Here is a 15,929-nt window from a genome sequence, read left to right on the forward strand (position 1 = left end):
CGTCTTGGTGCCTGGAGAATGTGAAGGTTCGTACACGGTTACCAGAACATGGACAGCTACTGATGACTGCGGCAACAGTTCGACTGCCTCACAGGTGATCGAGGTCGAGGACAACACAGCGCCGGTATTAGTAGGTAGTTTACCACAAGGTGAATCTAATGTAAATGCATGTTACGCACAAATACCTGAAGGACCATCAGTAGATGAAATAGCTGCTCTATTTGAGGATAGTTGTAGCGACGTTATCATTGAAAAATCTGAACAGACTTTTGGTGATGATTGTGGTTGGATTAAATTATACGTATATCAAATTCAAGATAGTTGTGGAAACATGGCTGAAGAAGTTAAAGTATACTATAATGGTAGCGACCAAACAGGTCCAGATATTGAATTACCTGAAGTAGATACACTTTGCGGAACGTCATTCCCGAAAAGTTTAACTGCGAATTGGACAGATAATTGTTCTGGTAGTGGAACTGTAACAGCTCAATTTACCGAATCGGTAAGAGATGGCTGTATGGACTATGCTGATTATGTTTTTGAAGCCACAGATGCATGTGGAAATAAAACTATAGAAGTATTGAAAGTGATAAGAGAATTCAATACATATGGAGAATGTGAGACTGCATTCGCAAAAGATCCAAATGATGATATAAGTACATGTTTTATACCTCAATTTAATAGATGGGGTTGGACTAATCATTATGATTCTGAAGGATTATATACGCTGGATCTATATGCCGGAGCAGATCATTGTGATGTTGATGATAGAACACCTGTTGGTAATGTAGTAGTAGATTATTCTAATGGATATGTTACATTAACATATAACATATTTGCGGGATATACTATGACTGAAGCTCAAGTTTATATTGGATGTGGTCCATATCCATTCAATAATAATACTCCAACAGTAGCTCCAGGTCAGTATCCATTCAATCTAGGATCTTTAGATCATGTAACCAACTACACTTTAGGTCCAATTCCTGCAAGTGGAAGTATTGATGTTATAGCTCATGCTGTTACATGTACTGTTGAATGTGAATGTTCTAATAATCCTGTAAGTGGAGGTACTTATACTCCTACAATTAATACACCAGTGGGATGTGGTGAAGTACCTAGCAGAGAAGTTGCGGATAATATTAAATTAGATTTCACAGCTTATCCAGTACCATTTGACAATGAAGTGAATATCAAATACAACTTCAAGTTTGATACTGAAGTTAGTATAGATGTTCATGATACTAAAGGATTACTTATCTTAAGTGAAACGAATCAAAATTACAGAAGAAACAAAGATCATGTCGTTAAACTAGATCTGTCTAGAGGCGGTGATCAAATATTCTATGTAACTGTAACCACGAATAGAGGTGCAGTAACTAAAAAGATTGTGTCTTCTGGAGTGAAGAGATTCTGATAATTTAGAAGTTAATCAATAACAAAAAAGGCAGCTACATAGCTGCCTTTTTTATTTGGAGGTTACATTATAAAATTTCGACGATAGATTGAAATTTAATTAATTTAATCAATCTGAAAACTTTTAAAGAAAATACGAGATCTAGAATTTTGAAATACAATTAAAATACGAGAGCACTGGTAGGTTGTCCTATTTAAGAAAATCAAACTATAATCGTCTTTGCCCAAGTTACGGCCTCTTCCAGAGTATCAAAAACTTCAAATGGTTTGTTTAAGAACAATTTCTCAATTTCGGCATTGCTCTTTGCTTTAAAATCTTTAGAGACAACGGCAAAGCCTTCAAGATTTTCGATTTTTGAAGTTTCAAAATATACAGCTGGATCTACGGAATATGAGTTAATCCGATGTGTAATATAGACAAATCTTTTGTTTTTGAAATAGGTGTCTACAACATTCAGTAGAACTTGGTTGTGTGATGGCATAATAGTCACACCTTCCTTCATGACTACTATCAAATAATTGTCATAAATATACATATTACAAAAATCAAATATTAATTCATCCACCATACTTTAAAGTTACAAAAAAAATAAGAAAATGAAATAATAGAAAAGGCCCCATAAATTAGTATGGAGCCTTTTTTCAATAGTCTAAAATATCAAGATTCAGTATGCTCTTCAGATTTTTCTATTTTTATAGTTAATTCATCATTATTCGAATCAAGATCCATTAGTATTTTGTCTCCTTCGTGGATATTTGCTGTAATTATTTCTTCGGCCAACGCATCTTCAATATACTTCTGAATCGCACGTTTTAAAGGTCTGGCACCATAGTCTTTATCAAATCCCTTTTCAGCAATGTAATCTTTTGCTTTAGGAGTTAACTCCAAAGTATAACCTAGATCTTTTATCCGAACAATTAATTGAGCTAACTCGATATCGATGATCTTATTGATATCTTCTTTCTCAAGAGCATTAAATACCATTACATCATCAATTCTGTTCAGAAATTCTGGTGCAAACGCTTTTTTCAACGCATTTTCAATGACACTTCTAGCATTATCATTGGCTTGAGCTTCTTTTGCAGCTGTACCAAAACCAACACCTTGTCCAAAATCTTTAAGCTTACGAGCTCCAATATTTGAAGTCATAATAATGATTGTATTCCTGAAATCAATTTTACGTCCTAGACTATCTGTCAGATAACCATCATCTAGAACCTGAAGGAGCATATTAAATACATCGGGATGTGCTTTTTCAATTTCATCCAATAATATCACCGCGTAAGGTTTACGTCTTACTTTTTCAGTCAGTTGACCACCTTCTTCATATCCAACATAGCCTGGAGGAGCACCAACCAATCGTGAAATTGAGAATTTCTCCATATACTCGCTCATATCTATTCTGACAAGCGCATCCTCGCTATCGAAAAGTTCTCTTGCCAAAACTTTAGCAAGCTGTGTTTTACCAACACCTGTTTGACCTAAAAAGATAAATGAGCCAATTGGTTTATTTGGATCTTTTAATCCAGCACGATTACGCTGAATAGCCTTAACTACCTTGGCTACGGCATCATCCTGACCAATAACTTTTCCTTTGATGAGCTCTGGTAATTTTGCCAATTTATTGCTCTCTGTTTGAGCTATTCTGTTGACTGGGATACCTGTCATCATGGAAACTACATCGGCAACATTATCTTCAGTCACGATTTCTCGATGCATTTTGTTTTCTTCCTCCCATTTTTCTTGAGCCAGAGCCAACTCTTTTTCTAGACGTTTTTCGTCATCACGTAGTTTAGCCGCTTCTTCATATTTTTGTTTCTTAACTACTGTGTTTTTGGTTTCTTTGACATCTTCTAGCTGTTTTTCAAGTTCTAAAATCTGTTTTGGAACCTCAATATTGGTTATATGAACTCTAGAACCAGCTTCATCCAACGCATCAATGGCTTTGTCCGGTAAAAAACGTTCGGTCATGTACCTATTTGTCAATTTAACACAAGCTTCAATTGCTTCAGGTGTATAATCAACATTATGATGCTCTTCATATTTTTCTTTGATATTATTCAAAATCTGAATTGTTTCCTCAACCGAAGTCGGTTCAACAATTACCTTTTGAAAACGTCGTTCAAGGGCACCATCTTTTTCGATATACTGTCTGTACTCATCTAACGTTGTAGCGCCTATACACTGAATTTCACCTCTCGCTAGAGCCGGTTTGAACATATTTGAAGCATCCAAGCTTCCTGTCGCACCTCCAGCACCAACAATGGTGTGTATTTCGTCAATGAACAAGATGATGTCGTCATTCTTTTCCAATTCATTCATAACGGCCTTCATACGCTCTTCAAACTGTCCACGATATTTAGTGCCAGCTACCAAACTTGCTAAATCTAAAGTGACGACTCTCTTATTAAAAAGAATTCGAGAAACTTTACGTTTTACAATCCGCAGTGCTAGACCTTCAGCAATAGCAGATTTACCAACACCAGGCTCACCAATAAGTAGCGGATTATTTTTCTTGCGACGACTTAAGATTTGAGAAACACGCTGTATTTCTTTTTCTCTACCAACCACTGGGTCTAATTTGCCCTCTTCAGCAAGAATTGTTAAATCTCTACCGAAATTATCCAAAACAGGTGTTTTAGATTTTTTAGTTGATTTTGAAGTAGATTGGCTAAAAGGGTTCTGTTTATCGTCATCATCATTGGTGTCATCGTCAGAAAACGATTCTGCCTTTGGTGATTCTATATAATCGTCATCGTTTGTAATCATAGATTTGAATTGTTCTTTTACATTATCATAATCCACCTTCAACTTGTTCAAAAGCTTTGTGGTAGGATCATTTTCATTTCTTAAAATACATAACAATAAATGAGCAGTGTTGATTGAAGTGCTCTGAAACAATTTTGCTTCCAAAAATGTGGTTTTCAATGCACGTTCCGCCTGTCTGGTTAAGTGTAAGTTCTTTTTTTCGTTAGATGTTGTTAATGTAGTAGGGTTTGCTGGGCTTAAAATTTCAACTTTTCTTCTCAAATGGTTCAAGTCGATCTCTAAGGCGCTCAAAATATCTATTGCTTTGCCGTTGCCATCACGCAACAAACCAAGCATTAAATGTTCTGTGCCTATAAAGTCATGACCCAAACGCAAAGCTTCTTCCTTACTGTACGCTATAACATCTTTGACTCTTGGGGAAAAATTATCATCCATAGTTATATCCTTTCTGTATAAAAATAATAAAAACAAGTGTATAAAGGCAAAAACTGTACCTTAAATGTTTTCATCTGTGCTAATAGACATAAAAACTTTCTCAATTCAAAGTAAATTATGGCTTACTTATTAAACAAATAAATTGAAATATTGTTAATAAAAAAAGCCAAAAAAATACTTTTTAAACTCGCATAAACTCTATATATGACGTATCTTAGCACGGTTTGAAAATATTCAAAAATTTAATTAAATTTATATATGGCAGAAGGAGAAAAACTGATCCCAATTAATATTGAAGATGAAATGAAATCGGCCTACATCGATTACTCGATGTCGGTCATTGTGTCACGTGCATTACCAGATGTAAGAGATGGTTTAAAGCCTGTTCATAGAAGAGTACTCTATGGGATGCATGAATTGGGAGTAAGATCTAATACAGCACATAAAAAATCAGCGAGAATTGTTGGTGAAGTTTTGGGTAAATACCATCCACATGGAGATACATCTGTATATGATGCTATGGTGCGTATGGCTCAAGATTGGAGTTTGAGATACATGCTGGTCGATGGTCAAGGAAACTTTGGTTCTATTGATGGTGATAGTCCTGCAGCGATGCGTTATACAGAAGCACGTATGCGCAAGATTTCTGAAGATATGTTGGCAGATATTGACAAAGAAACTGTAGACCACCAATTGAATTTTGATGATACGCTCCAAGAACCAACAGTATTGCCTACTAGAATTCCTGGGTTGTTGGTGAATGGTGCCTCTGGTATAGCTGTAGGTATGGCGACCAATATGCCTCCTCATAATTTAAGTGAAGTTGTTGACGGAACCGTTGCCTACATTGACAATCCTGACATCGAAGTTGATGAGTTGATCACGCACGTAAAAGCCCCAGATTTCCCAACGGGAGGAGTTGTTTATGGATATGATGGTGTTATTGAAGCCTTTAAGACTGGCCGTGGACGAATTGTTTTAAGGGGAAAAGCTTCATTTGAGGAAGTTCATGGTAGAGAGTCTATCATTGTGACTGAAATCCCTTATCAAGTAAACAAGGCAGATATGATCAAGAAAACTGCCGACTTGATCAATGAGAAAAAGATTGATGGGATTTCGATGATTCGTGACGAATCGGACAGAAATGGAATGCGTATCGTTTATGTATTAAAGCGTGATGCCATTCCTAACATCGTTTTAAACACCTTATATAAATATACTGCGCTTCAATCGTCTTTTAGTGTGAATAATATTGCACTCGTCAATGGAAGACCTCAATTATTGAATCTGAAAGATCTGATTCATTATTTCGTTGAGCACAGGCACGAAGTGGTAGTTCGCAGAACAACTTATGAATTGCGCAAGGCGGAAGAGCGTGCGCATATATTAGAAGGTCTTATCATTGCTTCAGATAATATTGATGAAGTTATCGCTATTATTAGAGCTTCTGCAAATGCAGATGAAGCACGCGAAAAGTTGATGACCCGTTTTGAATTGACTGAAATTCAAGCAAAAGCCATCGTTGAGATGCGTTTGCGTCAATTGACTGGACTGGAGCAAGACAAATTGCGTTCAGAGTATGAAGAATTGATGAAGACCATCGAAGACTTGAAAGATATTCTTGATAAGAAAGAGCGTAGAATGCAGATCATCAAAGATGAATTGCTTACCGTGAAGGATAAATATGGTGACGAGCGTCGTTCTGCCATAGAATATTCTGGAGGTGATTTGAGTATTGAAGATATGATTGCTGACGAGCAAGTTGTCATTACAATTTCTCATGCAGGTTATATCAAACGTACATCGCTTACCGAATACAAGACACAAAATAGAGGTGGAGTAGGGCAAAAAGCTTCAACAACGCGTAACGAAGATTTCTTGGAGCATTTGTTCGTAGGAACAAATCATCAATATATGTTGTTCTTTACTCAAAAAGGTAAATGTTTCTGGATGCGTGTTTATGAAATTCCCGAAGGAAGCAAAACTTCCAAAGGACGGGCGATTCAAAACCTTATCAATATTGAACAAGATGACAAAGTAAAGGCCTTTATCTGTACGCAAGATTTAAAGGATGAAGACTATATTAATAGCCACTATGTCATTATGGCTACTAAAAAAGGTCAAGTCAAGAAGACATCTCTGGAACAGTATTCAAGACCAAGAACCAATGGTATCAACGCCATCACTATTAAGGAGGATGATGAATTGCTAGAGGCAAAACTAACAACTGGTAACAGCCAAGTGATGTTGGCATTAAAATCTGGTAAAGCTATCCGTTTTGAAGAAGCCAAAACCCGCCCGATGGGTCGAAATGCTTCAGGTGTAAGAGGTATCACGCTTGCAAACAGTAAAGATGAAGTCATAGGAATGGTGGCCGTTGAAAATCCGTTGGAAGAATCGGTTTTGGTAGTTTCTGAAAATGGTTACGGAAAACGTAGCTATATTGATGATCCTGAAGATGGTGAAGCGGTTTACAGAATCACCAATCGAGGTGGAAAAGGTGTCAAAACTATTTCAATTACTGAAAAAACAGGTAGTCTGGTAGCAATTAAGACTGTTAGTGATGATGATGATTTGATGATTATCAATAAATCTGGGATTGCCATTCGCATGGAGGTCAAAAACTTAAGGGTTATGGGCAGAGCAACACAAGGTGTGAAACTCATCAATCTAAAAGGTAATGACTCAATTGCTGCAGTTGCCAAGGTTATGAAAGAAGATGAAGAGGAGATTGAAGCCATTGAAAACGAATCTACATCTGCCGAAAATACTGGTGGAACAGAAGATGGCACAACTCTTGATAATTCTGATGCAGAAAACAATAATTAACACTAATAATTAAAATAACTAAAAATGAAAAAACAAATAATTGTTGCTTTGGCGCTTTTGGTTTCATCGTTTTCTTTTTCTCAAAAAGATGAATTAAAAGATGCTGAAAAAGCTATAAAAAGTGGAAACTACGCTGATGCCAAGTCTGCTATAAAGTCAGCTGAAGCATTAATAGGAAGCGCTGACGAAAAAACAAAAGCAAAATTCTATTTTTTAAAAGGACAGGCTTTCTACGCAAACGGAACTGCCACCAATGACGATGTAAATGTTGCTATTGAAAGTTTTGATAAAGTTGTAGAGATTGAAAAGAAAGATGGAAAATCAAAATATACTGATGAAGTAAATGAGACAAAGCAATTAATGTTGAATTCTATCTTGACAAAAGCTAATAAAGCTCTGGAAGACAAAAATTATTCGGCTTCAGCTATAGGCTTTGAAAAGGCCTATCGTATGTCACCTAAAGATACTCTATATCTTTATGTAGCTGCATCGGCTGCTATCAATGCTCAAGATTATAAAACTTCATTGAAACATTATGAAGAGTTGAGAAGTTTAGGTTTCACCGGGCAAGAAATGGAATACGTAGCAACTAACAAAGAAACTAATGAAGTAGATGTTTTTGACAACAAAACGATGAGAGATTTATCCATTAAATCAGGAACTCACGTGGCTCCAAAAGATAAAAAATCTGATTCTAAAGCGGCGGAAATTATAAAGAATATAGCACTGATTTATATTAATAATGGCGAGAATGAGAAGGGACTTTTGGCCATTAAAGAGGCTAGGGAGTCTAATCCTGACGATTTGAGTCTTCTCTTGTCGGAAGCAAATGTTCATTTGCAAATGGGTAATAGGGATGAATTTAAGAAATTAATTGAGGTGGCTACTCTCAAAGATCCAAAAAACCCAGAACTTCAATACAATTTAGGAGTTGTTGCTGCGGAAGCTGGCGACGTAGAATCAGCTAAAAAGTATTATGAAAAAGCTATTGCATTAGATCCTGAATATGCAGATGCATATAACAATATGGCAGTATTGAGTTTGCAAGGAGAACAAGCAATAATAGAGGAAATGAATAAACTTGGAACATCAGCTGCAGACAATAAAAAATACGATGAATTAAGAGAAAAGCGCTCTCAGATTTATAGAGATGCCATACCATATCTTGAAACAACCTTGAAATTCAGGCCCAAAAATATTGAGGCTGCCAAAACACTTATGAATATCTACAGTGCTTTGGGAGAAACAGCTAAATTCAAAGAAATGAAAGCAAAAGTTGATGCTCTTCAAGGTGAATAGAGGTACTTTTACATTTTAAATAAAAAAGCAACTCAATTGAGTTGCTTTTTTTTATATAATCTTTTTTATAACCCTTAACTTGTGGGTATGTTGCCGTTTATCATTGTTATATATTCCTGTATGATCAAGGCGGTCGATACGCACTTTTCCGTGTGCATGTATGATATGATTATCCTCCATAATTATTCCAACATGCACTATTTTTCCCTCATCATTGTCAAAAAAAGCCAAATCTCCAGGCTCGCTTTCCTCAATAAAGCTCAAAGCACTACCTTGAGTTGCTTGTTGTGAAGCATCTCTTAAAAGCTTATATCCATTAAGTTTGTAAACCATTTGTGTTAAACCAGAACAATCAATTCCAAACGGGGTTTTTCCTCCCCATAAATATGGCGCGTTTAAATAGTTGAAGGCAGTTTCTAGTAAGTTGTATTTTGGTTTTGTACCTTCAACAAAATTTCCATCATGTTGGTGTTTCAGAATATCTAAACCGTTCAATGTTGAGCCTAATGGAATTGTGTGCAATCGATCGTTCTCGTCTTGTACAAACTCAACCAAATCTGTAGATAATTTTAAAATTGAATCATCTAGAGTGCAATAATCTTCTTCGGAAATAATAACGTATTGCTTATTGTCAATCCAGCCTTCATATTTATCATATGCAAGTCGAATTTTACTCCAAGATTTGCGTTGCTCCAATACTTTAAAAAATTCACCATACAATACTTGAGAAACCATCTCTGAAGTATCGGCAGGATCTAATCTTAAAGGAACAATGCTTAAGCTACAGATTCCGTATTGCATCAAGAGTGTTTAATTGCGTTCAATGACAATTGCAGATGCACCACCACCACCATTGCATATGGCGGCTGCACCCAGTTTTCCATTGTTTTGTTCTAATACATAGATAAGTGTAATGATGATTCTAACACCAGAACAACCCAGTGGATGGCCTAGAGAAACTGCTCCACCATTAACATTAACGTTTTTATCGGTAAGACCCAACAACTTCATATTGGCGAGTCCAACAACAGAAAATGCCTCATTGAATTCGAAGAAGTCAATATCATCCAAAGAAACACCAGCTTTGGCCAAAGCTTTTGGGAGTGCCTTTGCAGGAGCTGTGGTAAACCATTTTGGTTCTTGCGCTGCATCAGCATAACTTTTTATGGTGACAAGAGGTTTTAATCCTAACTCATCTGCTTTCTCTTTGCTCATTAATACAACTGCACCAGCACCATCGTTGATAGTGGATGCATTTGCAGCAGTAACGGTACCTTCTTTTGTAAAAGCAGGTCGAAGTGATGGAATCTTATCTAAAAATACATTGGTGTACTCTTCATCTTTTGATACAATCTTTGGGTCACCCTTCCTTTGCGGAACTTCAACAGGAACTATTTCGTTATTGAATTTTCCTGAATCCCATGCCTCGGCTGAACGCTTGTAAGACTGAATGGCAAAAGCATCCTGGTCTTCACGAGAAAAATTGTATTCGGTAGCACATGCATCTGCACATACACCCATGGCATTTTGATCATAGGCATCTACCAAGCCATCTTTCTGCATACCATCTTCCAATGTACCTGGACCAAACTTTGTTCCAGTTCTTGCATGAAAATAATGTGGAATCAAACTCATGTTTTCCATTCCTCCAGCCACAATTATATCGGCATCACCAAGAGCAATTGCTTGGGCAGCTTGCATCACAGCTTTCATACCAGATGCACACACTTTGTTCACTGTAGTACAAGGAACAGTATTTGGTATACCAGCATAAAGAGCGGCTTGCCTTGCAGGCGCTTGTCCTTCACCAGCTTGAACAACATTACCCATTAAAACCTCCTGAACCATCTCTGGTTTTAGATTGATTTTTTCCAATGCTCCTTTGATAGCGATTGCTCCTAATCGTGGCGCAGGAATGGTTGATAATGCTCCTAAAAAACTACCTATTGGTGTTCTTGCTGCTGATACAATGACGACCTCTTTACTCATTTTTTTACTGTTTATTTTTAGTGACAGCAAAATTAATCAATTTTTGACAGAATTTGGAATGAAAACAAGATTATAACCTGACAGAAACCGTTATATTTATTACATTTGAAAGCCTATTCAACGTTTTTTATGAAGGAATTAATCAATAAATGGTATAGAAATCATGCACTTGTATATAAGGTGCTATTATTCATATCTACAACATTTTTGATTGTCTACTTATTTCCAAAAAGCGGAAAGTTTAAATACAGTTTTGATAGAGGTAAACCTTGGCAGTCGGAAAATTTATTGGCACCATTTGATTTTGCGATTAAAAAGTCTGATGATGAGCTTAAGAAAGAAAGAGATGAAATTACCAAAAATAGTGCAGTCTATTTTTCTATCAAACCCGAAGTTGCCAATGATGCATTAGACAAGTATGACCAAAAATTTAAGGATGTATTTGAGGAAGTTGATGAAAACAAACTGAAGCTTTACAACGCAGGCAAATCAATTTTAAATTCAATCTATGAATATGGTGTAATTGAAGAAACCTTTAATTATCCACCTAGTAAAAAGGTAATTATACTTGAAGATCAAAAGCAGAAGGAAATAACATCGTACGAAAATTTGGTAAAAATTGAAAACCTTCGGATAGACTTAGAAAAGGCTATTGATAATAAGGGCTTCACACAATATAAAAACATATTTCTTTCTTTGTTTTTTGATGTTATCAATCCTAGTTTGACACTCAATAAATCAATTACCGAAAATGCGCTGCAAGAAGAATTGGGTAACATTTCTCCCACGCGCGGAAGTATTGAAAGTGGTACATTGATTATTTCTAAAGGTGAGTTGGTTGAGGGTAATAAATTTGATATTCTCAAATCTTTAGAATCCGAATACGAATCACAAGTTTGGAGTCAAAAGAACTATATTTGGGTAACAGTGGCTTATGTGATTTTAGTAGCATTATGTCTTTTAATGCTTTTATTATTCTTAAGAAAATATAGAAAGGAGGTATTTCTCGATAATACCAAAGTAACTTTTATATTTTTCAACGTTTTTTTGATGGTTTTACTGACCACTCTAATAATCAGTTATAATTCAAAGTATGTTTATGTTGTTCCTTTGTGCGTTTTACCCTTGGTTTTAAAAGCTTTTTTTGATGCACGTTTGGGACTTTTTACATTGGTATTGACCGTATTGCTACTTGGCTTTATTGTTCCCAATAGTTATGAATACATGTTCTTGCAAATCATAGCTGGTATTGTAACCATTTTGACAGTCTCCGAACTTTATAAACGTGCAAATTTATTTATATCTGTTGGGCAAATCACTTTGGTTTATATCATCGCATATTTTGCCTTTTTCGTAATTCATGAAGGAAATATTTTTGAAATAAAAGTTGAAACATTTGGCTTGTTTATTCTATGTGGTTTGGCAACCTTGTTCGTACAGCCTTTAATATATGTTTATGAGAAATTGTTCGGATTAGTTTCAGATGTTTCTCTATTAGAGCTTTCTGATACCAATACCAAATTGCTCAAGGAGTTGTCCAATAAAGCGCCAGGAACATTTCACCATTCATTAAATGTCGCGAATCTGGCTGAAGCTTCTGCCAATGAAATTGGAGCAAATGCTATGTTGGTTAGGGTAGGAGCGTTATACCACGACATTGGTAAAATGAAGAACCCAACATACTTCACCGAAAATCAATCTACAGGCATAAATCCTCATGAGGAATTATCTGCCAAGGAAAGTGCGGCAATTATTATCAATCACGTCATCGATGGAATCGAAATTGCAAAAAAGAATAATCTTCCTGATAGAGTTATTGATTTTATAAGAACACATCATGGTACAAGTTTAGTTTATTACTTCTATATGAAGGAAAAAGAATTTCATGCTTTAGCTACTGAAGACGATTATCAATATCCAGGACCAAAACCATTCAGTAAAGAAACAGCAATATTGATGATGTGTGATAGTGTAGAAGCTGCTTCGAAAAGTTTAAAAGATCCTTCTTCAACTAAAATTAATCAGTTTGTAGAATCGATTATTAATAAACAAATGGAAACAGGCCAGTTTTTAAATGCCAATATTACTTTCAAAGAAATAGAATCCATTAAAAAAGTATTAAAAAATAAATTGGCTAACATATTCCATTTGAGGATAGAATATCCGGAATGATTATATCTCCATAAAAAATTCGAAAAAATTGTTGTGTTCTTTATAATGATAACTTACATTTGCATCCGCATTTGCGGCAACGTTCTTTATAATAAAATTTAGGAGAGGTGCCAGAGTGGTAATGGAGCAGATTGCTAATCTGTCGACGGGAAACTGTCGCCGGGGTTCGAGTCCCCGTCTCTCCGCAATTTTTTATAATGTTTCGGGGTGTAGCGTAGCCCGGTTATCGCGCCACGTTTGGGACGTGGAGGCCGCAGGTTCGAATCCTGCCACCCCGACAATTATTCAGAGTTGTATACAATTCTTGAAGGGTCGCATAGCTCAGCTGGATAGAGCACCTGCCTTCTAAGCAGGCGGTCGAAGGTTCGAATCCTTCTGCGATCACAAAAAAAGCAAGACAATTAGTCTTGCTTTTTTTTTAATATGTCTTATTCTGGATTGTCTTCAGTTGCTTCCCGAGCAAGAGGTACTTCATCAGGCATTTCTGCCAATTCTTTATCCAAATTAAATAGTGATTCATTTGAAGCTTTAGGCCCACCTGCAATTTTCAGTTTGTCCAGTAAATCCATCACTAATTTTTCTTCTTCGATCTGTTCTTTTACAAACCATTGTGCAAAATTATAAGTTGCCCAGTCTTTTTCTTCATTGGCCAAATTCACAATCTCATAAATTGAGTTTGAGTTGTCAACTTCGTGTTTAAATGTCTTTTCGAAACAATCCTGAAGGTTCTTTGGATTTGATGGAGGTGCTTTAATTGCTTCAATTTTTACAGATCCACCACGATCCATAATATATCTCATAACTTTCATCATATGATTGCGTTCCTCGTTAGCGTGTCGAAACAAAAAGTTCGCAACCCCTCCATATCCTTCACCATCCGCCCAACATCCATAAGACAAATATATCTGTGCAGCTTCAGCCTCCTTGGTAACTTGACGGTTCAATATTGCTTCAATTTTTTTTGATAATCTGTTGGTATCCATATATAAACGTTTAGTCCATCTAAATAAGTTATAATAACTGTTTCTATTAGACTGTTTTCGGTCAAGTTTTAACTCATTCAAAAAGATAATGATTTAAGGAATGGCTACTCTTAATTGATGATCATAAATTGAGGCTTCCACCTTTAGAACTTTGTCCATTGGTTCTCCATCTATCTGTAGGGGAATTGGTGTATGAGACGATATAACCACATTTTCTGTAGAATAGCACTCCGCAAATTCGGGATTTAAATTCGCTTCATCATATAAAGTCTTTAGTATTTCTAATGTGTCAAAAGTTTTAAAAATCAAAACTTCAAACTTTCCATCATCAATTCTACCTTGGGGATTTATGGTGGCTCCTGTACCATATCGCTTTGCATTGGCAATTGCCAGTAAAATTCCAGTTTGCTGAATCGTTTTTCCGCTAATCTCAATTGTAAACTCAAATGGAGAATCACTCTTAATGAGGGTAGGGATGCTTTGAAGTAAATAGCCAAATTTTCCACGAATATTGGAATTTTCGAAATTCTCAATCAATTCAGCATTCAAACCTAAATCTGAAATATGAAGACAGGTATGGCCATTGACTTTTAAATGGTCAATTTTTATGAAATTTGATCCAAGGGCAACATCTACTTGAGCTTCAAGTTCATCAGGAAGTTCTAAATTGTGCGCCAAGCCATTAGCTGATCCTGCTGGAATGATACCAATAGGGATGTCATAATCCTTTAAAATGTGAGCCACGAGATTAATGGTGCCATCTCCACCAGCAACCAAAATTCTGTCAGGAGTGATTGCCTTAATTTGATCTTCAATTTTCCAAGCATCATTCTCTCCAGAAGTTTCAAAAGTATCTAATATCCAATCCTTTTCCTGAATTTTTTGACGAACCATATCAATCAAATCAGATTTATCATTTGATCCAGATTTCGGATTGACCACTAGTAAAATATGTTGCTTTGTATCCACTTGAAAAATATTCTTACTAAATTTAATCATTAATAGCATTTGAATTATTAAAGCATTCACAAATTTTGAAGATTGACTTAAAATTATATCGTGGTTATATGAATGATGAGGAACTCATCGTTTTTGGGCACGTTTTCAAATCTTGGGCTCCAGATAGTTATCGTATTGATAGACGAGGATTTAGGCACGCGGTTTCAGTCTTTAGAATGTTCACGATTTCTCCTTTGAGTAATGCAAATATCACTCTTACTTTCAGAAACACTATTGTAAAAACCAAGACCTTGGATGATGGGTATTTTAGATTTACCATCCCATTTAATGATGAAGTTGAAAGTGGTTGGCACGAATACTCTGTCAGTTGCGAGTTTAATGGCTTCGGAATTATTGAACGTGGCGAATTATTAAAACCTTTTCAAAGTAAATATGGTATCATTTCTGATATTGACGACACATTTTTGATATCGCATAGCAACAATTTTTTTATGAAATTGTATGTGTTGCTTTCCAAAAACATAAACAAGCGGAAAATTTTTAATGACGTCGCCGATCATTATCGTGCATTGAGTACTTATGGACACACCAATAAAGTTGCATCAAATTCATTTTTTTATGTGTCGAGCAGTGAATGGAATCTGTATGGATTTATCGATGAATTTGCACGGCTTCATAATCTACCAAAAGCAGTCATTAAACTAAAGAAAATCAAAACAGGAATTTCAGATTTCCTGTTTACAGGTCGTGGCAGCCACGATCATAAATTTGAGAAAATCAAGGACATAATTTCGTTTTATCCAACACTTACATATGTTTTATTCGGCGATGATACGCAGCAAGACCCATTTCTTTATGAGAGAGTCTGCAAAGTGTTTCCAAAGAATATTCGTGTAGTTTATATTAGGCAAACATCAAAAAATAAAAAATCTGAAGTATCTAAAGTCCTTAATAATATTGAAGAGCTATCTGTTAAGACTCTTTATTATCGCGATAGTGGAGAAGCTATCAAACATTCCAAAGAAATAGGTTTGCTATAACTGCAATGTAAATGCATCATTTATTTTTCTGATAAC

Annotated in this window: 11 protein-coding genes and 3 tRNA genes; 8 read left to right on the plus strand and 6 right to left on the minus strand. The window is 35.8% G+C overall.

Translation table 11 applies throughout. The features are described from left to right. Window positions 1-1,417, plus strand: a 1,417-nt coding sequence (locus tag M0G43_RS09850; protein WP_248025665.1) for a T9SS type A sorting domain-containing protein, incomplete at its 5' end; no start/stop codon positions are given. A 202-nt stretch (window positions 1,418-1,619) separates the two neighbouring features. On the opposite strand, the gene M0G43_RS09855 is transcribed toward M0G43_RS09850, so the two are convergent. Both M0G43_RS09855 and M0G43_RS09860 read right to left on the minus strand, forming a co-directional pair. Next, entirely contained in the window at window positions 1,620-1,985 is a 366-nt protein-coding gene (locus M0G43_RS09855; protein ID WP_248025667.1) for a hypothetical protein, read from the minus strand. Window positions 1,986-2,074: 89 nt separating this feature from the next. Continuing rightward, on the minus strand, window positions 2,075-4,621 hold the full coding sequence (locus M0G43_RS09860) for an ATP-dependent Clp protease ATP-binding subunit (RefSeq protein ID WP_248025669.1): 2,547 nt from the start codon (window positions 4,619-4,621) through the stop codon (window positions 2,075-2,077). Between the two features lie 258 nt (window positions 4,622-4,879). On the opposite strand from M0G43_RS09860, the gene gyrA reads away from it, so the two are divergent. Continuing rightward, window positions 4,880-7,450: a DNA gyrase subunit A gene (gene gyrA / locus M0G43_RS09865; protein WP_248025672.1), complete on the plus strand. Its 2,571-nt coding sequence runs from the start codon at window positions 4,880-4,882 to the stop codon at window positions 7,448-7,450. A gap of 24 nt (window positions 7,451-7,474) precedes the next feature. Then, the gene (locus M0G43_RS09870; RefSeq protein WP_248025677.1) at window positions 7,475-8,749 is read left to right on the plus strand and encodes a tetratricopeptide repeat protein; all 1,275 of its coding nucleotides are present in this window, start codon (window positions 7,475-7,477) and stop codon (window positions 8,747-8,749) included. 51 nt (window positions 8,750-8,800) lie between these two features. Here M0G43_RS09870 and M0G43_RS09875 read toward each other — a convergent pair whose 3' ends face one another. Both M0G43_RS09875 and M0G43_RS09880 read right to left on the minus strand, forming a co-directional pair. Continuing rightward, the gene (locus M0G43_RS09875; protein ID WP_248025679.1) at window positions 8,801-9,550 is read right to left on the minus strand and encodes a C40 family peptidase; all 750 of its coding nucleotides are present in this window, start codon (window positions 9,548-9,550) and stop codon (window positions 8,801-8,803) included. A gap of 9 nt (window positions 9,551-9,559) precedes the next feature. Beyond that, the gene (locus M0G43_RS09880) at window positions 9,560-10,738 is read right to left on the minus strand and encodes an acetyl-CoA C-acyltransferase (RefSeq protein WP_248025682.1); all 1,179 of its coding nucleotides are present in this window, start codon (window positions 10,736-10,738) and stop codon (window positions 9,560-9,562) included. A 129-nt stretch (window positions 10,739-10,867) separates the two neighbouring features. Here M0G43_RS09880 and M0G43_RS09885 point away from each other — a divergent pair, with 129 nt between their 5' ends. The 4 genes from M0G43_RS09885 to M0G43_RS09900 all read left to right on the plus strand — a co-directional run bounded on the left by M0G43_RS09885 (window position 10,868) and on the right by M0G43_RS09900 (window position 13,294). Next, on the plus strand, window positions 10,868-12,910 hold the full coding sequence (locus M0G43_RS09885) for an HD family phosphohydrolase (RefSeq protein WP_248025685.1): 2,043 nt from the start codon (window positions 10,868-10,870) through the stop codon (window positions 12,908-12,910). Between the two features lie 101 nt (window positions 12,911-13,011). After that, a tRNA-Ser gene (locus tag M0G43_RS09890) sits at window positions 13,012-13,095 on the plus strand. An 18-nt stretch (window positions 13,096-13,113) separates the two neighbouring features. Next, window positions 13,114-13,188, plus strand: a tRNA-Pro gene (locus tag M0G43_RS09895). Between the two features lie 32 nt (window positions 13,189-13,220). Continuing rightward, a tRNA-Arg gene (locus tag M0G43_RS09900) sits at window positions 13,221-13,294 on the plus strand. Window positions 13,295-13,338: 44 nt separating this feature from the next. On the opposite strand, the gene M0G43_RS09905 is transcribed toward M0G43_RS09900, so the two are convergent. Together M0G43_RS09905 and M0G43_RS09910 are read right to left on the minus strand one after the other, a co-directional pair. Continuing rightward, window positions 13,339-13,893, minus strand: coding sequence for a ferritin (locus tag M0G43_RS09905; RefSeq protein ID WP_248025686.1), 555 nt, complete (start codon window positions 13,891-13,893; stop codon window positions 13,339-13,341). A 93-nt stretch (window positions 13,894-13,986) separates the two neighbouring features. Continuing rightward, window positions 13,987-14,892: a diacylglycerol/lipid kinase family protein gene (locus M0G43_RS09910; protein WP_248025688.1), complete on the minus strand. Its 906-nt coding sequence runs from the start codon at window positions 14,890-14,892 to the stop codon at window positions 13,987-13,989. Window positions 14,893-14,927: 35 nt separating this feature from the next. Here M0G43_RS09910 and M0G43_RS09915 point away from each other — a divergent pair, with 35 nt between their 5' ends. Further along, the gene (locus M0G43_RS09915; protein WP_248025691.1) at window positions 14,928-15,893 is read left to right on the plus strand and encodes an App1 family protein; all 966 of its coding nucleotides are present in this window, start codon (window positions 14,928-14,930) and stop codon (window positions 15,891-15,893) included. The last annotated feature ends 36 nt before the right edge of the window (window positions 15,894-15,929 follow it).

It is taken from the genome of Subsaxibacter sp. CAU 1640 (assembly GCF_023156585.1).
In the GTDB taxonomy this organism is placed as follows: Bacteria; Bacteroidota; Bacteroidia; order Flavobacteriales; family Flavobacteriaceae; genus JBPOFM01.